Annotated in this window: 22 protein-coding genes; 10 read left to right on the forward strand and 12 right to left on the reverse strand. The window is 67.1% G+C overall.

From position 1 onward, the window contains the following. Positions 1-8 precede the first annotated feature (8 nt). Genes CFB40_RS04295 through CFB40_RS04305 form a run of 3 tightly spaced genes read left to right on the forward strand, consistent with a single transcriptional unit; the run spans position 9 to position 1,629 of the window. Positions 9-440, forward strand: a complete 432-nt coding sequence (locus CFB40_RS04295) for a quinol oxidase (protein ID WP_373452670.1) — start codon at positions 9-11, stop codon at positions 438-440. Continuing rightward, positions 437-1,069, forward strand: coding sequence for a LolA family protein (locus CFB40_RS04300; protein ID WP_089424643.1), 633 nt, complete (start codon positions 437-439; stop codon positions 1,067-1,069). The genes CFB40_RS04295 and CFB40_RS04300 overlap by 4 nt, the downstream gene beginning before the upstream one ends. Positions 1,070-1,113: 44 nt before the next feature. Next, complete coding sequence (locus CFB40_RS04305) at positions 1,114-1,629, forward strand: SRPBCC family protein (protein ID WP_089424644.1); 516 nt, start codon at positions 1,114-1,116, stop codon at positions 1,627-1,629. 56 nt (positions 1,630-1,685) lie between these two features. Here CFB40_RS04305 and CFB40_RS04310 read toward each other — a convergent pair whose 3' ends face one another. From CFB40_RS04310 to CFB40_RS04335, 6 genes are all read right to left on the reverse strand, one after another. Continuing rightward, positions 1,686-2,735 carry an ABC transporter ATP-binding protein gene (locus CFB40_RS04310; protein WP_089430690.1) on the reverse strand — a complete coding sequence of 350 codons (1,050 nt, stop codon included), beginning with the start codon at positions 2,733-2,735 and terminating at the stop codon, positions 1,686-1,688. A gap of 28 nt (positions 2,736-2,763) precedes the next feature. Further along, the gene (locus CFB40_RS04315) at positions 2,764-4,362 is read right to left on the reverse strand and encodes an ABC transporter permease (protein ID WP_089430691.1); all 1,599 of its coding nucleotides are present in this window, start codon (positions 4,360-4,362) and stop codon (positions 2,764-2,766) included. A gap of 2 nt (positions 4,363-4,364) precedes the next feature. Then, positions 4,365-5,399: an iron ABC transporter substrate-binding protein gene (locus tag CFB40_RS04320; RefSeq protein WP_089430692.1), complete on the reverse strand. Its 1,035-nt coding sequence runs from the start codon at positions 5,397-5,399 to the stop codon at positions 4,365-4,367. 65 nt (positions 5,400-5,464) lie between these two features. Next, positions 5,465-6,769, reverse strand: a complete 1,305-nt coding sequence (gene efeB / locus CFB40_RS04325) for an iron uptake transporter deferrochelatase/peroxidase subunit (RefSeq protein ID WP_089430693.1) — start codon at positions 6,767-6,769, stop codon at positions 5,465-5,467. Positions 6,770-6,780: 11 nt separating this feature from the next. After that, complete coding sequence (locus CFB40_RS04330; RefSeq protein ID WP_089430694.1) at positions 6,781-7,914, reverse strand: hypothetical protein; 1,134 nt, start codon at positions 7,912-7,914, stop codon at positions 6,781-6,783. A 64-nt stretch (positions 7,915-7,978) separates the two neighbouring features. Continuing rightward, on the reverse strand, positions 7,979-9,445 hold the full coding sequence (locus CFB40_RS04335; protein ID WP_089430695.1) for a carbohydrate porin: 1,467 nt from the start codon (positions 9,443-9,445) through the stop codon (positions 7,979-7,981). A gap of 680 nt (positions 9,446-10,125) precedes the next feature. Between CFB40_RS04335 and groES the strand changes: the two genes are divergently transcribed. After that, positions 10,126-10,419: a co-chaperone GroES gene (groES, locus tag CFB40_RS04340; protein WP_039361157.1), complete on the forward strand. Its 294-nt coding sequence runs from the start codon at positions 10,126-10,128 to the stop codon at positions 10,417-10,419. A 46-nt stretch (positions 10,420-10,465) separates the two neighbouring features. Continuing rightward, positions 10,466-12,106 (forward strand): chaperonin GroEL, encoded by a 1,641-nt coding sequence (groL, locus tag CFB40_RS04345; RefSeq protein WP_039361154.1) that lies wholly within the window; start codon positions 10,466-10,468, stop codon positions 12,104-12,106. 155 nt (positions 12,107-12,261) lie between these two features. On the opposite strand, the gene CFB40_RS04350 is transcribed toward groL, so the two are convergent. From CFB40_RS04350 to CFB40_RS04375, 6 genes are all read right to left on the reverse strand, one after another. After that, on the reverse strand, positions 12,262-14,076 hold the full coding sequence (locus CFB40_RS04350) for a hypothetical protein (protein WP_089430696.1): 1,815 nt from the start codon (positions 14,074-14,076) through the stop codon (positions 12,262-12,264). Positions 14,077-14,125: 49 nt separating this feature from the next. After that, the gene (locus tag CFB40_RS04355; protein ID WP_174973407.1) at positions 14,126-15,046 is read right to left on the reverse strand and encodes a hypothetical protein; all 921 of its coding nucleotides are present in this window, start codon (positions 15,044-15,046) and stop codon (positions 14,126-14,128) included. Then, entirely contained in the window at positions 15,004-15,648 is a 645-nt protein-coding gene (locus tag CFB40_RS04360; RefSeq protein WP_089424653.1) for a class I SAM-dependent methyltransferase, read from the reverse strand. The genes CFB40_RS04355 and CFB40_RS04360 overlap by 43 nt, the downstream gene beginning before the upstream one ends. Further along, positions 15,645-16,679, reverse strand: a complete 1,035-nt coding sequence (locus CFB40_RS04365; protein WP_089424654.1) for a glycosyltransferase family 2 protein — start codon at positions 16,677-16,679, stop codon at positions 15,645-15,647. Before CFB40_RS04365 ends, CFB40_RS04360 begins: the two co-directional genes overlap by 4 nt. 113 nt (positions 16,680-16,792) lie before the next feature. Beyond that, positions 16,793-17,377 carry a hypothetical protein gene (locus CFB40_RS37750; protein WP_143329811.1) on the reverse strand — a complete coding sequence of 195 codons (585 nt, stop codon included), beginning with the start codon at positions 17,375-17,377 and terminating at the stop codon, positions 16,793-16,795. Between the two features lie 45 nt (positions 17,378-17,422). Beyond that, positions 17,423-18,289 carry a hydroxymethylpyrimidine/phosphomethylpyrimidine kinase gene (locus CFB40_RS04375; RefSeq protein WP_089424656.1) on the reverse strand — a complete coding sequence of 289 codons (867 nt, stop codon included), beginning with the start codon at positions 18,287-18,289 and terminating at the stop codon, positions 17,423-17,425. A 254-nt stretch (positions 18,290-18,543) separates the two neighbouring features. Between CFB40_RS04375 and CFB40_RS04380 the strand changes: the two genes are divergently transcribed. From CFB40_RS04380 to pyrR, 5 genes are all read left to right on the forward strand, one after another. Further along, positions 18,544-18,714, forward strand: a complete 171-nt coding sequence (locus tag CFB40_RS04380; RefSeq protein WP_004186709.1) for a rubredoxin — start codon at positions 18,544-18,546, stop codon at positions 18,712-18,714. A 104-nt stretch (positions 18,715-18,818) separates the two neighbouring features. Then, positions 18,819-20,120: a hypothetical protein gene (locus CFB40_RS04385; protein ID WP_089430698.1), complete on the forward strand. Its 1,302-nt coding sequence runs from the start codon at positions 18,819-18,821 to the stop codon at positions 20,118-20,120. A 182-nt stretch (positions 20,121-20,302) separates the two neighbouring features. Continuing rightward, positions 20,303-20,881: a YqgE/AlgH family protein gene (locus CFB40_RS04390; protein WP_011351143.1), complete on the forward strand. Its 579-nt coding sequence runs from the start codon at positions 20,303-20,305 to the stop codon at positions 20,879-20,881. After that, on the forward strand, positions 20,878-21,327 hold the full coding sequence (gene ruvX / locus CFB40_RS04395; protein WP_089430699.1) for a Holliday junction resolvase RuvX: 450 nt from the start codon (positions 20,878-20,880) through the stop codon (positions 21,325-21,327). Before CFB40_RS04390 ends, ruvX begins: the two co-directional genes overlap by 4 nt. Further along, on the forward strand, positions 21,314-21,826 hold the full coding sequence (pyrR, locus tag CFB40_RS04400) for a bifunctional pyr operon transcriptional regulator/uracil phosphoribosyltransferase PyrR (protein ID WP_039361132.1): 513 nt from the start codon (positions 21,314-21,316) through the stop codon (positions 21,824-21,826). Before ruvX ends, pyrR begins: the two co-directional genes overlap by 14 nt. Position 21,827 lies beyond the last annotated feature (1 nt).

Here is a 21,827-nt window from a genome sequence, read left to right on the forward strand (position 1 = left end):
AGCAGGTGATGAAGACGACGATGACGAAGCGGCGCGTGCCGATGCTGGTGCTGGCGGCGCTCGCCGCGGGCACCGCGCTTGCTCAGGCGGACGGCGATGCGCCGCTGCGCGTGCCGGTCGACGCCGACGGCGTGCAACGGGTGGCGATCGTCGGCGGCAGCTATTTCTTCCGACCGAACCACGTGATCGTGCGGGCACACGTGCCGGTCGAGCTGACCGTGTCGGCCGAGCCCGGCCTGGTGCCGCACAGTTTCGAAATCGATGCGCCGCAGGCCGGCATCGCGGTGCGCACCGAACTCGGCACGACGCCGAAGACGTTTCGGTTCACGCCGGCGCAGCCGGGCCGGTTCGCCTACTATTGCACGCATCGGCTGCTGTTTTTCAGCAGCCATCGCGAGCGCGGGATGGCAGGCGTGCTCGATGTCGAGGCGGCGCCGTGATCGCCGCGTTGCTGGCCGCGAGCCTGATAGGAGCGAGCATGACCGCCGATCCCGTGACCGTTGCGCAGGCGCATTTCGACCACGTCCGCTCGTACCGCGCGACGATCCGCTCGTCCGCGCGCGGCGGCGAGCATACCGAGATCCGTTACGCGTACCTGAAACCCGGCTTCGTCCGGATGGATTTCGTGTCGCCGCATCACGGCGCGGTGCTCGCGTACGATCCCGGCGACGGCAAGGTGCGGTTGCGTCCGTTCGGCGTGCATGCGCCGCCCGCGCTGACGCTGTCGCCGTCCAATCCGCTCGTGCGCGACCGCAGCGGCCACCGGGTCGACCGGTCGGACGTCGGCGAGCTGCTGCGCAACGTTCATGCGCTGCAGGAAGGCGGCGCGACGGTGACCGAAGGCGAGGAGGCCGTCGGCGGCCGAACCGCGCTGCGCGTGTCGGTCACGGGCGCGCCCGCGCACGCGGTCGACGGCGTGCATCGCTACCGGCTGTGGCTCGATACCGAGGACGGCTTTCCGCTGAAGGTCGTCAGCTTCGCGGACGATGACGACGTGCCGCTCGAAACCGTGACGCTCGACGACATCGAAATCGATGTCGCGTTTCCCGAACGCTTCTTCGCGCCCTGAGTGGTGTGCTGACTCGTGCCCGTGACGGGCATGCCGGAGGCTGCATGGCGGAATACCGGTTCTCGACGACCTGGCGCGTGGACGCGCCGCTCGCGGCGGTGTGGGACGCGATCTACCAGGTCGACCGCTGGCCCGCCTGGTGGAAGGGTGCCGTGAGCACCGTCGAGATCGAACCGGGCGACGCGCGTGGCGTCGGCGCGCTGCACCGTTATACATGGAAGGGGGCGCTGCCGTACCGGTTGACCTTCGACATGCGCGTGCGGCGCGTCGAGCCGCCGCATGTGCTCGAAGGCCGTGCGAGCGGCGCGATCGAAGGCGACGGATGCTGGTCGTTCGTCGCCGACGGCGCACGGACGATCGTGCGCTACGACTGGCACATCCGCACGCACGTGCGTTGGATGAACCGGCTGGAGCCGCTCGGTCGCCCGCTGTTCCGCTGGAACCACGACGTCGTGATGCGCGAAGGCGCGAAGGGGCTCGCGCGGCTGCTGGGCGCGACGGTCGAGACGGAGGGCCGGATCTTCCGGCCGTTGTCGGAGGCGGGCTGCGCCGATGCCTGAACGTGGGTGAACGCGACTGAACGCGAGTAAGCGCGCGTAGCGACGGCCCGCGCCGCTCAGCGCGCATACGCCATCACCGCGCCATCCACCACCAGCGCGACACGTTCGCCGACGGCCGGACACCGGTGTCCCGGCACGCGTGCGCGCACGCGTACGTCGCCATCGGCATCGAGGCGCACGAGCACGTCGGCGTCCTGGCCCGCGAACTGCGCGGCTTCGACACGCGCCGTATGGCCGCGCGCCGCGTCGCCGTGCGTGACCGGCACGATGCCGATCTGCTCGGGACGCAGCATTGCGTCGGCCGGCCCGTCGGGCAGCGGCGCGACGAGCGGCAGGTCGCCGAGCGCGCAGGCGATGCGCAGGTTGCTCACGCGGCCGGCGAGCAGCACCGCCTGCCCGACGAACGACGCGACGTCGCGCGTGACGGGTTGCCGGTACAGCGTCTGCGGCGCGGCCGTCTGCACGAGCCGGCCGTGCCACATCACCGCCACTTCGTCGCCGAGCGTCATCGCCTCGGGCTGATCGTGCGTGACGAGCACCGAGGTCGCGCCTGCCGCGGCGAGCGCATCGGCGACCGCGCTACGCGTTTCGTGGCGCAGCGACGTGTCGAGCGCGGAGAACGGTTCGTCGAGGATTACGAGCGACGGCTCGGGCGCAAGCGCACGAGCGAGCGCGACGCGCTGCTGCTGTCCGCCGGACAGTTGCTGCGGCGCACGGCTCGCATACGACGCGGGTAGCCCGACCATCTCGAGCAATTCGTCGACGCGATGATGGCGCCGCCGCGCCGCGCGCGGCAGCCCGAACGCGATGTTGTCGGCCACCGACAGATGCGGAAACAGCGCGCCTTCCTGCGGCACGTAGCCGATCCGGCGCTGTTCGGGCGGCAGGTGCAAGTCGGGCGCGGCCACGCGGCGGCCATCGATTTCGACGGTGCCGCGCTCGGCGCGCTCGAAGCCGCACAGCACGCGCAGCAGGGTGGTCTTGCCGCTGCCGGACGGGCCGAGCAGCGCGAGGCGCGAGCCACGCCGCACCGTGAGATCGACGTCGTGCAGGACGGTATGCGATCCGAACGATTTCGACAGGCCGTGGATGCGTAGTTCGCTCATGGGCGGTTCCGGGGAAAAAGGGCGGCGCTCAGTCGCGCACCGACGCGCGGCCGAGCAGCAGGAACAGCAGTCCCGACGCGCCGAGCGACAGCGCGACGAGCAGTGCCGCGTAGGGCGCCGCGGCGGCGAACGCAAGCGTCGCCGTATCGCTCCACACCTGCGTCGCGAGCGTGCGGGTGCCGATCGGCGACAGCAGCAGCGTCGCGTTGAGTTCCGTCACGACCGAGATGAACACCATCGTCGAGGCCGCGCCGAGGCCGGGCGCCGCGAGCGGCAGCACCACGCGCGTGAGCGTCGCGCGCCAGCCGAGCCCAAGCGAGCGGGCGATTTCCTCGAGCCGGACCTGCACGTGCGACAGCGCGGCGCGCACGCTGACGACCGCGAGCGGCAGGAACAGGATCGCGTACGCGGCGACGAGCGCCGGTGCGCTCTGGTAGAGCGGCTGCAGCAGCCGCACGGTGATCGACACGATCGCCAGCGCGACGACGATGCCCGGCACGCCCTGCACGGTCATCGCGGTGCGCTCGAGGAGCGTCGCGACGCGGCCCGGATAGCGAACCAGCAGGAACGCGAGCGGCAGCGCGAGCAGCGTCGTGACGGCTGCCGCCATCAGGCCGTAGCCGGACGACGCGAGCGTGGCCTGCCACAGCAGTTCGGGCGACACGTCGACCGGCGTGACGGCGGCCGCGCCCTGTTGCGTGAGCCAGTAGCCGATCATCGCGAGCGGCACGCCGAGCGTCGCCGCCGCGAGCGCGGCGAACGCGACGGTGACGGGGCCGCGCAGACGGCCGAGCGGATAACGCATCGCGACGCGGCGCGCGGCACGGTGCGTATGACCGTAGCGCGCATGGCCGCGAGCGCGTGCCTCGATCGCGAGGCACAGCAGGCACAGCGCGATCAGCACGCAGCCGAGCAGCGATGCGCCGCCGCCGTCGAACGCGGTGCGGTATTCCGCATAGATCTCGGTGGTGAAGGTGCGAAAGCGCAGCAACTGGAATGCGCCGAACTCGGACAGCACGCCGAGCGCGACGAGCAGCATCCCGCCGCACAGCGCGGGGCGCAGCTGCGGCAGCACGACGCGGAAGAAGGTATGCCACGGCGAGCAGCCGAGCGTGCGTGCGCTTTCCTCCAGCGCGGGGTCGAGTTCGCGCAGCGCGGCGGCCACCGGCAGGTAGACGAGCGGGAAGTACGCGGAGCTCAGCACGATCAGCGCGCCGAGGAAATCCTGCAGGTCGAGGCTCAGCGACACCCACGCATAGCTCGTGATGAACGGCGGCACCGCGAGCGGCGCGGCCGCGAGCGCGGTCCACAGCGGCCGGGCGGGCAGGTCGGTGCGCTCGATGAACCACGCGAGCGCCGTGCCGAGCAGCGTGCACGCGAGGGTCGCGGCGAGCGTGATCGACAACGTGTTGACCAGCAGTTCGCCGACGAGCGGGCGCCACAGCAGCGCGATCGCATCGTCGACGCCGAAGGTGGCCGCGCGGTACAGCGTGAAGCCGAGCGGCAGCAGGATCGCGAGCGGCCCGCACGCGGCCGCGGCGACGAGCGCGCGTGACGGGCGGCGCCGTGTCGCGGTGGGCTCGCCGTCGCGTGCGGTGCTCGCCGTGCGCGACACGGCGTCGCTCATGGTCAGAGCAGGCCTGCCTGGCGCAGCAGCTTGCCGGCCTGGCTGTCGTCGCCGAGCTGTTCGAACGACAGCGCCGGCGGGCTCAGTTCGTTGAACGGCTTCAGGATCGGATCGGGCGCGACGCCCGGATGCAGCGGATACTCGAAGCTGATATGGCCGCCGGCCATCAGTTTCTGCGCGCGCTCGCTGACGAGATACGCGACGAACTTCTGCGCTTCCGGCTGGTGCTTCGAGGCCTTCAGCACCGCGGCGCCCGACACGTTGACGGCCCCGCCGACGTCGCCCTTGCCGAAGTGATGGATCGCGCTGCGGGTCGACTTGTCGCCGAGCTCGGCGTGCAGGCGGTCCCAGTAGTAGTTGTTGACGATGCCGGTCAGCACGCCGCCGCGGTTGACGGCCGCCGTCACGCCTTCGTCGTCGTCGAAGATCTGCGCGTTGGCCTTCAGGCCCTTCAGCCATTGCAGCGTCGCGGCTTCGCCGTGCAGCGCGAGCACCGCGCTCACGAGCGGCAGGAAGTCCGCGTCGCTCGGCGCGACGCCGACCTTGCCCTTCCATTCCGGCTTCGCGAGATCGAGCAGCGAAGCGGGCAGCTGCTGCGGCTGGATTTTCGCGGTGTTGTAGACGAGCACGTTCTCGCGCGCGAGCACGCCGACCCAGTTGCCGTCGGCCGGGTTGAAGCGCGCGGGCACCGACTGCAGCGTGGCGGCGTCGGTCTTCGCGAACAGGCCCTTGCGATCGAGCAGCACGAGCTCCGGCGAGTTCTCGGTGAAGTACACGTCGGCCGGCGTGCGGTCGCCTTCCGCGACGAGCTGCGCGGCGAGCGCCGGGCCTTCGCCCGAGCGCACCTTCACGGTGATGCCGCTCTGCGCTTCGAAGTCCTTGACGAGCTGGTTGACGACCTGCTCGTGCTGCGCGTTGTACAGCGTGAGCGTCGCGGCATGTGCACGCGCGGCGTGCAGCGCGCCGGTCAGCATCAGCGCGGCGGCCGCCGCGGAAATCAGGTGCCGCAGCGGGCGGCTAACGGGTGAAGTGTTCATGTGGTTTTCAGCAGGTTGCATCCGGCCGAGCCGGGAAGGTGTGCGTTGGCTTGCGCGGCGTGTCGTCATGCGTCGAACAGCGCGGCGCCGATGTACGAACCCGGTTGCGCGCCCGGCGGGCACGCGAAGATCGCGCTGCCGACGTGCGTCGTGAACTGGTTCATGATGTCCAGCTTCGCGAGCTTCTCGTTGATCGGAATGAAGCCCTTGCGCGGGTCGCGCTGGTGCGCGACGAACATCAGCCCCGCGTCGTACTCGGTCTGCTGGCGCCACGGCGGCCAGCGCTCGATGTAGAAGTTCGTGCTGTCGTTGTACGAGTACGCGCGGCGCAGGATCTGCGCGCCGTTGTTCAACTGCGGCGACGCGAGGCGCGCGTGCGCGTTGTCGGGGATCACCGGGTTGCCGTCCTTGTCGGCCGCGTCGAGATCGAGTGCCTCGAACTCGTGCTTCTGGCCGAGGGGGGCGCCACTGTACTTGTGACGGCCGACCACCTGCTCCTGGAAGCCGAGTTCCGTGTTGTCCCAGTGCTCGAGCGTGATGCGGATCCGGCGCACGACCGTGTAAGTGCCGCCGTTCATCCATGCCGGGCCTTCGCTGCCGGCCCATACGAATTCATCCATCGCGGCGGGGTCGGACATCGGCGGATTCATCGTGCCGTCCTTGAAGCCCATCAGGTTGCGCGGCGTCTCGCCGGGCTTGCCCGACGTGAAGCCGGCCTGGCCCCAGCGCATCTGCGCGGCTTTCGCGCCGAGGCGCACGAGCTGGCGCACCGCGTGGAACGCGACCTGCGCGTCGTCCGCACACGCCTGGATGAACAGGTCGCCGCCGGTCTTTTCCGGCAGCAACTGGTCGCCGTTGAAGCGCGGCAGGTCGACGAGCGCGGCGGGCCGATGCTTCGCGAGGCCGTAGCGGTCCTTGCCCGCCAGCGCGAACATGCCGGGGCCGAAGCCGAACGTGATCGTCAGGCGCGCGGGGCCGAGGCCGAGCGCGTCGCCTCCGTCCGCCGGCGCGACGTCGTCGGCGCCCGTCGCGGCGAGCGGCAGTGCGGTATCACCGCGCGTCATGCGCGCGGCGGCGTCGGTCCAGGTCTTCAGCAGCGTGATGACGTCCGCGCGCTGGGCCGTCGTCAGGTCGAGCGCCGCGAAATACGCGTGGCGTTGCTGCGGCGTCGTGATGCCGCTCTGGTGCTTGCCGTAGAACGGCTCGACGCCGTCATGCGCGGCAGCGGGCGCGGGTGCGGCGGCGGGCGCATCCGTCGCCTTCGCGGCCGGGATCGACGCCGCCGCGAGGCCGGCGGCCACCGCGGCGCTGCCCGCCTTCAGGAAGCCGCGCCGCGCGGGGCGTGGTGGCTGGTTGGAATCGTCTGCCATGATGGGCTCCCTTACTTCGCGAGCAGCAGCGTGTTGACGTCGTCCGCGACGTAGTAGAAGCCGTCGCCTTCAGGCGTCATGGCGATGCCGAACAGGTTGCCGTTGCCGGGGGGCGATTGCGCCTTGTCGGTATTGATCCAGCGCGCGTAGATCTGCTTGCCGGCGACCGGATCGATCTCGACGACCTGGCCGTTCTGCGCGTTGGTCGCGAGCAGGTGGCCGTTCGGCGCCGTCGCGAGTGCGAGCGGGCGGCGCAGGAAGCCGTCGGCGGTGACTTGACGGCCGACGCCCGCGCTGGTGTCGCGCGTGAGCGGGTCGTCGATCTCGACGATGCGGTTGCCGATCGCGTCCGACACGTACAGCTTCTTCTGGTCGCCCGACAGCGCGAGGCCGGTCGGGCCGACCAGGAACACGCCCTTGTCGGCCTGCGCGCCGAGGCCGCTCGCGACGACCGTTTCCTGCTTGATCACGGGCGGCTTGCCGGCCGGCACGTCGAGGTCGAGACGCAGTACCGTCGCCTGCTTGTAGACGGGCGGATTGCCGTCCGCGCCGCCGACGCCGAAGCCGGCCATGCTGACGAACAGCGTCGCGCTGTCGCCGCGGTCGACCACGGCCATGTTGCCCCACGGGTCGTTGATGTTCGGGGTCGACCACGTCGACGCGATCTTGCCTTGCGGATCGAGCACGATCAGGCAGCCGGCGCCCTTGGTGTTGGTCGTGCCGTCGTTGCTCGGCGTGCTGCCGACGATCACCCAGCCGGATTTCAGCATCGTCATCGCCGTCGACAGGCCGACGCCGCCCGGGCAGGCCTTCAGATCGCGCGGAATCGACGCGAACAGGCTCAGCTGCTTCGTCGACGGGCGGTAGTCGACGATCGTGCTGCCGGTGCCCTGCAGGTTCGCCGCGTTGTTGAAGTTGTCGACGAGCACGTCGCCCGCCTGGATCGTGCCGGCCGACACCGGCGCGACCGCGATCGCGTACGGGTTCTGGTCGCCGTTGTCCGGCACCGTGTTGACGAGCGTGGTGTGGCGATGCACGGTCTCGAGGAAACCTTGCGGCTCGGCGAGTGCGCCGGCGGCGGCCGTCAGCGCGGCGGCGGCCAGTGCGCCCGTCGCGAGACGGCGAAGCGGGGCGGATGGATTCATGTGGGGCTCCTGGGGAGCGCGCCGTCCGGACGGCGCGCGAAAATGGTCGGCGTGGGCGCGTCGCTCAGAACGTGATCGTCGTCCGCGCGCCGAGCACGAACGTGTTGCGCAGCGGCTGGGTCGCGTCGCTCGGGTTCTGGCCGGCGCCGGCATTGAACGTGTACTGCGCATCGGCCTGGACGATCCACCACGGGTTGACCTGGTACTGGTAGGTCGCCTCGAGCGTCGTCTCGCGCGTGCGCACGCCGTACGGGCCGGTCGCGAACGTCCGCGCGCTCTGGTCGAGGTCGGTCACGTGGTTGCCGACCTGGATGTACGTGACGCCGAGGCCGACGCTGTCGTTGTCGCGGCCTGCGAACGGCGCCTTCAGCACGATCCCCGCGTTGGCGGAGAAGCTCACCAGGTTGCGGTCGCCCGGCGCGCCCATCACGCGCGCAAACACGCCGAGGCTGCGCGGGCCGGTCGGGTCGGGGCGCCAGATCATCTGGTCGGCCACCGCGTAGAAGCTGTAGTTGCCGTGACGCTGCTGCGCGTCACCGTTCGACGCGGGATCCGCGAGCGACAGCCCGTCGGTGCCGACGTTCTGGTCCGCGAAGCGGCCGTTGTGATACCAGACGCCGATCTTGTAGGTACCCGGCAGCCCGTTCGAGCGGCCGGTGTCCATTTCGCCGTCGGACGGCTGATTCAGCGCGTACTGCAACTCGCCGATATAGAGCGCGCCGTTGTGCAGGTTGAAGTTGGTGCCGCTCAGGTTGCTCGGGTTGTTGCCGAGCGGATCGCCGTCGAACACGCCCGCGAGCGCGGTGAGTTTCGGCGTGATCTGAGCACGTACGCGCACGCCGAGGCCCGCGAGCGGATACGCGGGGCCGCCGTTCGGCAGGTCGTAGGACGGCAGCGCGGGCCAGCCGAACATCGTGTTGACGAACGTGTTCGCATACGTGCTGACCATGAATTCCTGGTCCAGGCTCTGCTGGCCGATCTTCACGTCGACGCGCTTGTCGAGGAACGACTGCTGGTACCACAGCTCCCACAGGCGCGTCGTGCCCTGCGCCTCGATGCCGCTCGCGGTGTTGAGCGTGCCGAGGTTCCGCGCACTCAGGTTGGTGCCGTGGATCTGCAGCGCGCTGACGTTGAACGTGCCGCCCGGCAGGCCGATTGCCTTCTGCGTGTCGACCGTCAGGGTGGCGGTCGTCAGCCCGTCGTAGGCGCCGCCGCGGTTCAGGCCGCCGCGCAGGTTCGCGAGGTACTCGCTGGTTTCGGTGATCTGCAGCGTCGCGCCGTACTTGCCGAGCCACGGGCGGATGCCGCCCATGTCGCCGAGCAGGCTCTGGCGCGTCCAGATGCCGGTCCACATGTTGGTCGGCTTCGCCTGGATCGCCAGGTCGGCCTCGGGGGCTTCCGGTTGTGCGTCGACCGGCACGTCGGCGAACGCCGCGCCGCTCGCGAGCGATGCGCACGCGAGGATGGCCGCGCAGGCGGCGGGGCGCATCCGGGCACGGGCGCTGTCTCCCTGGAACGATGCAAACTTCATATCAAATCCCTGGTTCTAATTAGTGTGGAGTCCTGCTTGTCGGTCGCTGTCCGGACGCTCGGCACCGATCGGCCAGGGCATGAAGATGAACGCAACGCGGCGCATCGTAGGAGTGTCGAATGGGAATGTCAATGTAAACGAGAATGATTCGCATCTATATTACTGAATGTAATCCACCTCCTTACGGATGGGGCCTGACACGTGTTTAGTGCCGAGGTAAACCGTAAATATCGCTGTAATGAAAATGAATGCTTCGATGCGAATCGATGAATCCTCGGGGCGGGGCGCAGGCGGCAACCGGCGGGCGCCGGATGGCGTGTGCCGGCGGACGGAATCGACGCCGCTACGGAATTTATCGAGTGATGCCGCCGATCGCAGGAACTCCGTGCTTTCCCGGTGTCCAAACGGGGCTGGATGGGATTCCGGGGCCGCGCGGCCCCGCCTGCAAGGCTGGGTGGCGCTTGTCGGGGTTTGTTTTCAAAGGGTTTTTTGTCGGATCCACGTGCTTTTTGCGCCTCGTCCCCGCCCCGAAAATTCGTCCGGTTCCCCTTCTTGAATTTGTCAAAACCCGTCCATATAATTAGCACTCGCTGCACGAGAGTGCTAACAATTCTCTGCCGGGCGATAAGCCGGGCAGATTCCCTAAGCGTTCTTCAATCTCAGTCAAGAGAGGAGTGAATATGAACCTTCGTCCTTTGCACGATCGCGTGATCGTCAAGCGCCTGGATCAGGAAACCAAGACCGCCTCGGGCATCGTGATCCCCGACGCCGCTGCTGAAAAGCCGGACCAGGGCGAAGTCCTGGCCGTCGGCCCGGGCAAGCGCGACGACAAGGGCGCCCCGATCGCGCTCGACGTGAAGGTCGGCGATCGCGTCCTGTTCGGCAAGTACGCAGGCCAGACCGTGAAGGTCGACGGCAGCGAACTGCTGGTCATGCGCGAAGAAGACATCATGGCCGTGGTCAACGCCAAGTAAGCGTCCACCGACGGTACATATTCCCAAGAATTCAAGGAGTTAGAAGATGGCAGCTAAAGACGTCGTATTCGGCGATTCCGCCCGTTCGAAGATGGTCGAAGGCGTGAACATTCTCGCCAACGCAGTCAAGGTCACGCTGGGTCCGAAGGGCCGTAACGTGGTGCTCGAGCGCAGCTTCGGCGGCCCGACGGTCACCAAGGACGGTGTGTCGGTCGCGAAGGAAATCGAGCTGAAGGACAAGCTCCAGAACATGGGCGCGCAAATGGTCAAGGAAGTCGCTTCCAAGACCAGCGACAACGCAGGCGACGGCACGACGACGGCAACCGTCCTCGCGCAATCGATCGTTCGCGAAGGCATGAAGTACGTCGCATCGGGCATGAACCCGATGGACCTGAAGCGCGGCATCGACAAGGCAGTCGCAGCGGCTGTCGAAGAGCTGAAGAAGATCAGCAAGCCGTGCACGACCAACAAGGAAATCGCACAGGTCGGCTCGATCTCGGCGAACAGCGACACGTCGATCGGCGATCGCATCGCTGAAGCGATGGACAAGGTCGGCAAGGAAGGCGTCATCACCGTCGAAGACGGCAAGTCGCTGGCTGACGAACTCGACGTCGTCGAAGGCATGCAATTCGACCGCGGCTACCTGTCGCCGTACTTCATCAACAACCCGGAAAAGCAAGTCGCCGTCCTCGACAACCCGTTCGTGCTGCTGCACGACAAGAAGGTGTCGAACATCCGTGATCTGCTGCCGGTGCTCGAGCAAGTCGCGAAGGCTGGCCGTCCGCTGCTGATCATCGCTGAAGACATCGAAGGCGAAGCGCTCGCAACGCTGGTCGTCAACAACATCCGCGGCATCCTGAAGACCGTTGCGGTCAAGGCGCCGGGCTTCGGCGACCGTCGCAAGGCGATGCTGGAAGACATCGCGATCCTGACCGGCGGCCAGGTGATCGCGGAAGAAACCGGCCTGACGCTCGAGAAGGCAACGCTGGCAGAACTGGGCCAGGCGAAGCGCATCGAAGTGGGCAAGGAAAACACGACGATCATCGACGGCGCAGGCGAAGCCGTGAACATCGAAGCACGCGTGAAGCAAGTGCGCGCGCAAATCGAAGAAGCGACGTCGGACTACGACCGTGAAAAGCTGCAAGAGCGCGTGGCCAAGCTGGCTGGCGGTGTTGCAGTGATCAAGGTTGGTGCCGCGACCGAAGTCGAAATGAAGGAAAAGAAGGCACGTGTCGAAGACGCACTGCACGCAACGCGCGCAGCTGTGGAAGAAGGCATCGTGGCAGGTGGCGGCGTTGCGCTGATCCGCGCTCGCACCGCGATCGCAGGCCTGACCGGCGCTAACGCCGATCAAAACGCCGGCATCAAGATCGTGCTGCGCGCAATGGAAGAGCCGCTGCGCCAGATCGTCACGAACGGCGGCGAAGAAGCCAGCGTCGTGGTGGCGGCAGTTGCTGCAGGCCAGGGCAACTACGGCTACAACGCAGCGACGGGCGAGTACGTCGACATGGTCGAAGCCGGTGTTGTCGACCCGACCAAGGTCACGCGTACCGCACTGCAGAACGCAGCGTCGGTTGCAGGCCTGCTGCTGACGACGGACGCAGCTGTTGCTGAACTGCCGAAGGAAGACGCACCGATGCCGGGCGGCATGCCGGGCGGCATGGGCGGCATGGGCATGGACATGTAATCGACTTCGGTCGATGGTGTCCGGAGCGCGCAGCGATGCGCGTTCCAGCCAAAGAAAAAGACCCGCAGCGATGCGGGTCTTTTTTTATGGGCGCGTGGATTTCGATGCAGGCTGAAAGCGGGCGGCTGATACTCGATGTGAGCCCGTCCCCTGTGCTATTCGCGCGCGATGACCAACGCGTAGTAGGGTCGCTCCTTCACGACGAAACGGGGATTGGCGGAGAGCGTATTCACTGCCGGGGCGTAGCGTGCGCGAGCTTGGGCCAGCTCTGCCGATGACGGTGGCCATTGATGTGCATTCCATAGCAGGTCGACGTAGCTGATGACCACGGCGCGGGCGCTGCGATCCGCGAGGGTGCGTTCGATGTTGCCGGCGAGCGTCGTCGTGTCGGACACGAACAGTGTCGAGATGGATGCGGGCCAGTGCGCCTGGGCCAGCGCAACGTTCTTGTCGCCGCCGATGTTGTAGGTGCGTGTATTGGATGCAGCGGCCAGATAGGCGGCGAGAAAGTCGTTGCCCTGGGGGAAAAACGCGGTGATGCCATCCTTCGGGGCATCCTGCCGGAAGTCGGCGACGATCGACTGGTCGAGCTGCGCGAACTGATCGCGGAAGCGCAGCGGCGCATGCAGCAGCACCTGATGTTCGTAATGGCGGACTTCGGAATACGCGAGCCCTGATTCCGGATTCGGGAGGTTGGACGCCATCACCAGGCCCAACAGCCACCACGCGGCCTTGTTTCTGTCGCGACGCGACAACTCCGCGATCAGCAAGACGAACAATGCCCAGAATGCCAGAACGGTCAGGGCGGACCATCGATACGACGCGCGCATGTTCCTGAAGCCCGGTACGTGCGTGGACAGATAGGCCGTTCCGGTGGGCGCGACTGCATACTCGGGCGGCATCGTGGCCTGGAAGTTGCCTGCAGCCCGGTCGGCATCGGGCCGCACGGAATGGACTTTCAATGACGGCCCGAGCGCGAGGTACGTTGCAAGCATGCCAAGCACCAGCAGCGGAACGCCATGGGTCTTGTTGTTCGACAGCGCGAATCCAGCCAAGCCTGCCATGGCGATGGGGGCGATGAACGTCGTGACCCACACGGAGGCGTCGCCGAAGTAGGCCGAATCGCTTCTCGGGGTGCTGACGCGGAGTACATCCCATATCCCCAGCAGTCCTTGGGTTGGCCGTACGAGCATGGTGATGTCGACGCCGAAGCCGCGGAATACGGACAGCGGATCTGCGGTGAAGCTCTGCGTGCCGACGAATTGACGGTAAAGCACGAACGCGAGTCCGAAGCCCGCAGCATAAATCGGCATGCCGACGCCAAGCAGGCGTACCCTGCGGCCACTCGAGCGCTTGAGGCCGCCCGCATACTGGACGAGTGCGCCGAAGGCGAACATGACGAACGTATAACCGTCGGTAAAGACAGCTAGGCATGCGACTGCCACAAGGGCGAGCGCCGATATCGCGATCGTCCGTGTGCGATGTGCGTCGATCGCTTCGCAAAGCCGGTGCGTCGTCCACAGATAAAGCGGCAACAGCGCGATCCCGATCGACAGCATCGAATAGCCGGAGTGCGCCCAAATGACCGGCATGGTCGCCCACACCACGGCCAACGCCAGCGCATATCGCGCAGGGGCGCCCAGAGCCGATGCATAGCGTTTCGAGCCCCACATCGCGAGCGCCAAGAACAGCAACGTGGTCGTGCTGTAGGCGTCGGCGGGGTTCAGCGGCGTGGCCGCAAGCACGGCGCTTTCCACCAGCGCGCCTGATAGGCCGAACGCAATCGGCGCGGGGGCGGGGAGGCCGAAATTGTGGGCGAAGATCGATGGCCAGCCGCTGTTCACGAAGGATTGGGCGAACGACGAAATCCACAATGCCTGACCGAGTGTCGGAAGGGCGATGAATGGCACGGCCCCGTAGATGACGGCGACAATCGATAGTGCGACTGCGAACGGCAGCGACTCGCGCACGGTTGATCCAAACGGACGCTGGCTTGTTGGAGTGGTACGCATATCCGGGTCAGTGCGGGGGCCTGGGCGCCAGGGCGGCGCCGACAAAGAACATCAAGTCGCCGGCTACCGTCACCAAGCGGCCGAGGACGATAGCGGTGATGAGGTCCGCTTGTCCGACGACACCATGCATCAGCCAGTACAGGACGGCTTCGCGAACGCCCACGCCCGCGGGTGCGCCGGGCGTGACAAGCCCGGCGAGCCAGGCAATGACGTAGGCACCGCATACGGGCAACCAGAATGCGGCACCGTGCGTGTCGATCTTCGCGTGCTGCATCGTGATCGCCAGCAGGGCGCTGAAGATCAGCCCGGACACGAGCAGAAACACTGCATACAGCGATACCGCCCGGGCAACGCAAAGGGACCAGCGGGCACGGATGCCCGACACGGCAATGGCAAGCACGCCCGCGAACGCAGCGATGGCGGTTGCCGTACCGATCGCCGTCCATTTGAGCGGTGCCGCCATCAGTGCAAACGGAAGGGCGGTCGACGCGATGACCGCGAGTTCCCATCCGATCGATTTGGCAACGGGCCATGCAGGCAGGCCTGCAGCGACGCAGATCGCTTGTCGGCCAGCGAGATGGAAAATGTTGCCCGGCGTATATTTGGCAAGCTGCGAGACGCCGTACGTCCTGATCGCCCAGAGGCGCGACGGCGTGACCCCTTGGTGGGTGAGCAACTGCCGCCACGCGAGTGCAAGCAGCAGGCCGCAAGCCCCGTAACCGGCACTGAGTGTCGCTACGGCCCCCCAGGTAACGGCCGAGAAAGTGTCGAGCGAAAGCTGGCGGCTGTACTCGACAAGCTTCGTTCCGACGAAGATCGTGCCGAGTGCGCCCAGCGCGCTACCGGCGAGGTGTATCCAGCGCCGTTGCTGCTTGCCTAACTTCACTACCGTGCGGCGCTGTGAGGGCGGCAAAGCAACATCGTCCACGGCAACGGGGTGCGCACGCACAAGATGTCGAAGCGCGTGGAAACGAATTCGATGAATGCCCGTTTCGACCAGCGCTGTATGTGGCCGGGCGTGTTCCCGAGTGCGGAGATATATTTGCCTCGCGCGAGATTCATCGCGCTCCAGACCGGTTCGCGCGGAACGCTGAAAATCACGTGGCGAGCGCCGAGCGTCGCGATGTTGCGCAGCGCGACTTCCGGCTGCTCGAGATGTTCCAGGACTTCGCAACAGACGACGAGATCCGCTTGTATGTCCTGAGCACCGACCCGATAGACGTCCTGACGGGAGAAATGCGCCGGGTCGACGCACTGCGTCACGGCGTTCTCCTGTGCCAGCTCGATCACGCGAGCAGAAAAATCGCTTCCCGTGGCCTGAAGGCCCTGTTGTCGCCACCGCAGGACCCAGTAGCCCTCGCCACAGCCGATTTCATGGATCGACGACGGCGCTGCCTGCGTCACGAAATCGGTCAACGCGTCGTCGAATCCTCGCATGAGGCGCCGCACGATCGGATTCGTCGAGCCGTACTTGTCGTAGTTGTTGCCAACGACGATGCCCTGTTCGGCCATGCCGCCCGACATCTTCATCGAACGACCCCGAAGGCGCGCGTGGTTTCCTTCTCGACTGTGGCGACCTGGCTGCGGTCCGCTTGTGTCTGTTTGGCCGGGACAGCAGGATCCCGGTCCGTTTGCATCTGCTTGACCGCGAAACGTACGTCCTCGAGCAGCTTGCGGTTGGTGGACAGGAGGTCTGCAACGATGGCGATCAACAGCGTCTGGAATCCGGCGCCGACGAGGATCGATGCAAGGATGAGGGACTGGACGTGCCCGGTGCCGTTGCCGGTCGCCCAGAAGTAGACGAAGCGCAGTCCGGTCAGTACACCCGTGCCGAACAGGATCGCGCCGAGCGTGCCGAAAAACGCGGCGGGCCGATAGATGACGAAGATCCTGAAGATTGTCTGGGCCGATTGCATCACGTACGAGCGGATGCTTTTGACTAGGCGCGACGGCCGCAGGAACCCGTTGACGCGGATGGGCACCGAGACGATCGACATGTTGCGCTGGCCTGCCTGGATGATCGTCTCCAGGGTGTAGGTGTAATCGCTGAATACTGTCAGGCGTTGGGCGGCATGGCGGCTGTAGGCGCGGAAACCGCTCGTCGTATCGGGAATCTCGGTGCGGCTGACTGCACGAACTACCCAGCTACCGATTTTCTGCAGCGATTTTTTGATCGGCGAGAAATGATCGATTTCGTCGATCGGCCGTGACCCGACGACGATATCGGCTTCACCCGCATAAATAGGCCGAATGAGCGCTGGAATATCGGCTGCATTGTATTGGTTGTCGGCGTCGGTATTGACGATGACATCGGCGCCGCGTTTCAGGCAGGCTTCGAGTCCGGTCGTGAACGCGCGCGCGAGGCCCTGGTTGCGTGGATGTCGGACAATGTGGTCGACACCGGCGGCGCGCGCTACATCGACTGTCGAGTCGGTGCTACCGTCGTCGACGATCAACCATTCGACCCTATCAAAACCCGGCACTCGGCGAGGCAGTGCCGCCAGCGCAATCGGCAACGTCGCGGCCTCGTTGAAGCAGGGGATTTGAATAATTAATTTCATCGCCTGTGAGAGATAAATTCGCCCCCACGCCGCCGGATTTCAAATCTTGAAAAAAACGATATCGTGTTTGGCGAACGTCGATGAAATATAAATCAAAATGAAATGGCAAAAAATTACGACAAATTACTTTCCATGATCGATCGTGGGCGGCTAAACGCCGTGCCGACGGGATCGGAAGCACGCCGGTTCTTCGCGGTATTGTCAGTGCCGACGGGCGGATCGACCCGTTGGTCGATGTGGCGGTGCATACGGTATGTCTTTTCTATCGTAATCAAATGTTTCAAAAACTGCGGCCGAGCGGCGGGCGTCGCGTAGTCGGCAGCGCCGGGCAGAGAGGGAAGGAAGCAGGCGACACGTTGGATGCTGCGCTGCACCTGATGACGAAGGGCGTCGCGGATTGGAGGGGCGTTGATGCGAGCGCGCAGGCGCGGCCGGCGGATCTTCCGGTGTCGGAGCAGGGGCGCCGACGCACGAAGATCCGGCCGTTGGCTCAGTGTCGGGCAATTCTTGGCGCGCTTTTGCTGCTTTCCGTCGTCGGACGCAGCCGTTGCTGAACTGCCGAAGGAAGAGGCATCGATGCCGGGCGCATGGATATGGGCGTCGGTCGATGGTATCTGGAGCGCACAGCGACGCGGGTCTTTTTTATGTGCGCGCGGATTTGGGCGTGTCAGCGGGGTGGCTGGAGAGGTTGCGCCCAAGCCGGCACAGCAGGTGCGACGGCGGGGTGCCCCGCCGCGTCCGCCTCAATGCCGGTGCGACGTCCTCGGCACCGGATCGGCTTTCACGGCCGGCGGCGTGTCCGAGTCCTCGTTGCTGCGCGCCCAGAAGAACCGGTCGGGCAGGTACGCGCCCATGCCGGGCCGGAACGCGTCACGCACGGCCTGGTACAGGTATTCCTGCGCTTCGCGAACCGCTTCGGGCGGCTCCTGGCCGTTCGCGAGTAACGCCGCGATGGCCGCGCCCAGCGTGTCGGTGATGCCCATCAGCCGGTGCGGCGAGCGATCCCACATGTCCTCGCGGAGCTGGCCTTCCTCGCCGTACAGCGTGTTGACGAGCCGGTGCGAGCCCGTCTCGGACGACAGGATGTACTCGCAGCCCTGCGACAGCAGGTGCGAGACGGCCGCGTCGAGATTCGGCGCCTCGGCGTCGCCGTCCGGCTGCGCGAGCGCGATCAGCGTCGCGTAGTCGGCGACCAGCAGCGTGGTTTGCGGCGCCAGCAGGTCGGCGATCGATTCGCGCAGGTCGTCGGCTGCGAGCACGTGCTCGTCGTCGAGCGTGAAGTCGGGCGCGAGCACGAGCGGCACGCCGTCGTAGTCGGCGACGACCTCGGCGATCGCGCTCACGACCTCCGCGCGCGTCGCCGCGCCGATCTTGAACGCCGCAACCGGCATGTCTTCGAGCAGCATGCGCGCCTGGGCGGCGACCACGTCGGGATCGAGGCCGGTCACTTCGTCGCAGGCGGCCGAGTCGCGCACGGTGTAGCCCGTCAGGACGGACACGCCGTGACAGCCCATGCTCGCCAGGGTCAACAGATCGGCTTGAATGCCAGAGCCGCCGGTGGGGTCGGACAGGCCAAAGGTGAGGACGATCGGAGGGGCGTTGCTGGACATGTAAAAATGGGGCAAGAGAAAAACGGGAAAGCGACGGGCATGCGGACGGCGAGGCGAAATGGGCGTTTTCGGCCCTGTGTTGCCCGGCAGGCCGCACTTTTCAGCCATTATGCGGCGGAATCCGGCCCGCACGACGGATTTTTTAGCGCAGCGCAACGTAGTCGCGTTACTCCAGCGCGATTGCTAGGCAGTCCGGCCCCGACACGGTACCATCATGGCTCCCGAATTTACCGACTTTCCCGACGCGGCTTAAGATGGAATACAAGAGCTGGATGTGCCTGATTTGTGGCTGGATTTACGACGAAGAAGCCGGGCTGCCGGAAGAGGGCATTGCCCCGGGCACACGCTGGGAAGACGTCCCGATCAACTGGACGTGTCCTGAATGCGGCGCCCGCAAGGAAGACTTCGAGATGGTCCAGATCTGACCGGACCCTTGGCCCACGGACACACCGCTCAGGCCTCGCATCGACCCGGCGCTCATGCGTCGAGGCTCGCGCGAGCGACTTGACGATGACAGGCGCGCGTGTCCATGAGGCCAGAACCGGCGAACGTTCCCCACCCTGACGCACTGCCCAACCCGCGCGGCGGGGCCGTGCGCGCGGCCGACGCATGGCTTGCGGCGGCCGCCGACGCTTTCGAGCGTCGCGACGACGCAGCCGCACCGCTGTCCGCAGCGGCGGCCGTGCTGGCGGAAGCCGGCTGGCTGCCGGCCGCGCGTTTCGCGGGGCAGCTGTCGGCCGCCGTGCCGCTCGTCGCCGCCGAGCCGACCTCGGCCGGCTGGCGTGCCGCGCTGCGCGATTTCCGCGCGGCCGTCGCACGCCACAACCTGCGCGAGCTCGCCTGCTCGCCGGTTCTCTTCGAACATTTCCGTGCCTTGCGTGCGCAAAGCGCCGCCGACCTGCGCGCGCAGGCGCCGCTCGACGCGCTCGCGCTCGTCGGCCGCGCCGTGCCGCCCGCCACGTTGCGCGCGCTGCCCGACGCGTTCGCGACCCGGATTCGTGCCCGCTACGAGCAGGCGCTGCTCGGTGTGCTGCGTGCGGAACACGGCGCGCCCGATGCGGCACTCGACGAACTCGACGCGATGCTGGCCGCGCTCGCCGGCGACGATCCCTACGATTTCTGGCGGCTCGCGGCCGCGTGCGTGCGCGCACTGCGCGCCAGCGGCGCGCCCGAGCTGAAGCGCTTTCTCGCGCGCACGAACCTGCTGCTCGGCGAGCACGCGCAGGGCCGGCGCAGTGCGCCGCCCGAACTCGTGCGGGAGACGGTGGCGCTGCTGTGGCGAGATTTCGCGCTATTCGGCGCCGCGGCCGAGGATGTCGCGCTCGTCGACGTGCTGCACGACTACGGATTGACGGTCGACTGGCACGTCGCCGGCACGCCCGCGTCCGAAGCGCTGTGGGAGGCCGATGCCGCCCGGGCCGAGCACGACGCGGTTGCCGCCGCGCCGACTCGCGCACTCGGCGTCGTGACGGTCAATGCGCATGCCTATGAGGATTTCCTGCAGACGGCCGATGCGTCAATGGTCGACCTTGCTGCCGATCCGGCGAGAGCCGACGCGGGTGCCGCATGGCATGCGTCCGGCGCCGCCTACCGGGTCGGTACGGCCGCATGCGCGCTCGGGCTCGGCCACGCGGCGCTGCTGGCCGACACGCTCGGCCTCGCGTGGCGGCGTGCGGCACACGGCGTGCCGCTCGCCGACGGCGGCCTCGATGCGCACGGCCACGCGTCCGACATGTTGCGCGCGGCGCTGCTGAAGATTGCGGCCGGCGTTGCGCCGCCGGATCTCACGGCGGCGTCCGGCGCGCTCGGCGCGGCGCTCGGCCGGGCCTGATGAAGAAGGGGACGAACACGCGTCGGCGGCCCTTGCCGCGCGGGCCCGCAACACGCTGCCGACAGCGCCCGCGCGCGTGTTAGAGTGCCGTGTGATCCGTGCGCGCCGTTGCCAGCGCGGTGCGGCGTTGCTTGTTGATCGCGGCCCGGTCAGGCCGCGGCGTCTTTGCTAAAATTCAAACCATGTCAAAGCCTTCCGATCGCATCAATCTCACCAACCAGTTCCTGATCGCCATGCCGAACATGGCCGATCCGACGTTCTCGGGAACGGTGGTCTATCTTTGCGATCACAGCGAGCGCGGTGCGCTCGGCCTCGTCATCAATCGTCCTACCGACATCGACCTCGAATCGCTGTTCAACCGCATCGACCTGAAGCTCGACATCGAGCCGCTGCTGCACATCCCGGTGTACTTCGGCGGCCCGGTCCAGACCGAGCGCGGTTTCGTGCTGCACGAGCCGGTGGAGGGCGCGAGCTACAACTCGTCGATGTCCGTCGAGGGCGGGCTGGAGATGACCACGTCGAAGGACGTGCTCGAGGCGGTCGCGACGGGCACCGGCCCGAAACGCTTCCTGTTGACGCTCGGCCATGCGGGCTGGGGCGCAGGGCAGCTCGAGGAAGAAATTTCCCGCAACGGCTGGCTGACCGTGGCCGCCGATCCGCGCATCGTGTTCGACACGCCGGCCGAAGAGCGCTTCGAAGCCGCACTCGGCCTGCTCGGCGTCAGCTCGTCGATGCTGTCCGGCGAAGCAGGGCACGCATGAGTGGCGCGAGCGCGCGCGATGCGACGCTCCTCGCGTTCGACTACGGCGAAAAACGTATCGGCGTCGCGGTCGGCAATGCGCTGACGCGCTCGGCCCGTGCGCTCGTCGTGATCCAGAACCTGAACCGCGAACACCGCTTCAAGGCGGTCGGCGACCTGCTGGCCGAATGGCGGCCGGACGCGCTCGTCGTCGGCCTGCCGATGCATCCGGACGGCACGCCGCACGACATGACGCAGCAGGCGAAGCGCTTCGGCAACCAGCTGAACGGCCGCTTCGGGCTGCCCGTCACGTGGGTCGACGAGCGCTATTCGTCGGTCGAGGCCGAGGCCGGGCTGCGCGAGCGCAACGTGCGCCGCCGCGCACGGGCCGACATGCTCGATGCCGAGGCCGCGCGCGTCATCCTTCAACAGTATCTCGATCAATTGTCCGACCATGAGCACCATTGACGCCGAGGCGCTTTACCGCGTCCTGCTCGACCAGATCCGCGCCGCGTACGGCACGGCTTTCGCCGAACCGGGCGGCCCGCGGCTCGCCGGCATTCACAGCGGTGGCGCATGGCTTGCCGAGCGCCTCGCGCGCGATCTCGGCGCGCCGGCGTTCGGCGTCGTGAACGTCGCGCTGCACCGCGACGATTACGCGAAGAAGGGGCTGCACAGCCAGGCCAGCCCGACGTCGCTGCCGTTCGAGATCGACGGCGCGCGCATCGTGCTCGTCGACGACGTGCTGTTTACCGGGCGCACCGTGCGCGCGGCGCTCAACGAGCTGTTCGACTACGGCCGTCCGGCCGCGGTCGAGCTCGCGGTGCTCGCCGATCGCGGCGGCCGCGAGCTGCCGGTCGCCGCGCGCTTCGCGGGCGGCGCGCTCGACGTGCCGGCCGGCGCGACGCTCGTGCTCGCACGCGACGATGCGCAGTTCACGCTGCGCGTCGAGGCGCACGGCGCCTGAA

The sequence above is a fragment of the Burkholderia sp. AU31652 genome (assembly GCF_002223155.1).
GTDB lineage: Bacteria > Pseudomonadota > Gammaproteobacteria > Burkholderiales > Burkholderiaceae > Burkholderia.

Coding starts and splice junctions, on each gene's coding strand:
- CFB40_RS04295 (WP_373452670.1), top strand. CDS start 9: ATGAAGACGACGATGACGAAGCGGCGCGTGCCGATGCTGGTGCTGGCG.
- CFB40_RS04305 (WP_089424644.1), top strand. CDS start 1,114: ATGGCGGAATACCGGTTCTCGACGACCTGGCGCGTGGACGCGCCGCTC.
- CFB40_RS04310 (WP_089430690.1), bottom strand. CDS start 2,735: ATGAGCGAACTACGCATCCACGGCCTGTCGAAATCGTTCGGATCGCAT.
- CFB40_RS04315 (WP_089430691.1), bottom strand. CDS start 4,362: ATGAGCGACGCCGTGTCGCGCACGGCGAGCACCGCACGCGACGGCGAG.
- CFB40_RS04320 (WP_089430692.1), bottom strand. CDS start 5,399: ATGAACACTTCACCCGTTAGCCGCCCGCTGCGGCACCTGATTTCCGCG.
- efeB (WP_089430693.1), bottom strand. CDS start 6,769: ATGGCAGACGATTCCAACCAGCCACCACGCCCCGCGCGGCGCGGCTTC.
- CFB40_RS04330 (WP_089430694.1), bottom strand. CDS start 7,914: ATGAATCCATCCGCCCCGCTTCGCCGTCTCGCGACGGGCGCACTGGCC.
- CFB40_RS04335 (WP_089430695.1), bottom strand. CDS start 9,445: ATGAAGTTTGCATCGTTCCAGGGAGACAGCGCCCGTGCCCGGATGCGC.
- groES (WP_039361157.1), top strand. CDS start 10,126: ATGAACCTTCGTCCTTTGCACGATCGCGTGATCGTCAAGCGCCTGGAT.
- groL (WP_039361154.1), top strand. CDS start 10,466: ATGGCAGCTAAAGACGTCGTATTCGGCGATTCCGCCCGTTCGAAGATG.
- CFB40_RS04360 (WP_089424653.1), bottom strand. CDS start 15,648: ATGAAGATGTCGGGCGGCATGGCCGAACAGGGCATCGTCGTTGGCAAC.
- CFB40_RS04365 (WP_089424654.1), bottom strand. CDS start 16,679: ATGAAATTAATTATTCAAATCCCCTGCTTCAACGAGGCCGCGACGTTG.
- CFB40_RS04375 (WP_089424656.1), bottom strand. CDS start 18,289: ATGTCCAGCAACGCCCCTCCGATCGTCCTCACCTTTGGCCTGTCCGAC.
- CFB40_RS04380 (WP_004186709.1), top strand. CDS start 18,544: ATGGAATACAAGAGCTGGATGTGCCTGATTTGTGGCTGGATTTACGAC.
- CFB40_RS04385 (WP_089430698.1), top strand. CDS start 18,819: ATGAGGCCAGAACCGGCGAACGTTCCCCACCCTGACGCACTGCCCAAC.
- CFB40_RS04390 (WP_011351143.1), top strand. CDS start 20,303: ATGTCAAAGCCTTCCGATCGCATCAATCTCACCAACCAGTTCCTGATC.
- ruvX (WP_089430699.1), top strand. CDS start 20,878: ATGAGTGGCGCGAGCGCGCGCGATGCGACGCTCCTCGCGTTCGACTAC.
- pyrR (WP_039361132.1), top strand. CDS start 21,314: ATGAGCACCATTGACGCCGAGGCGCTTTACCGCGTCCTGCTCGACCAG.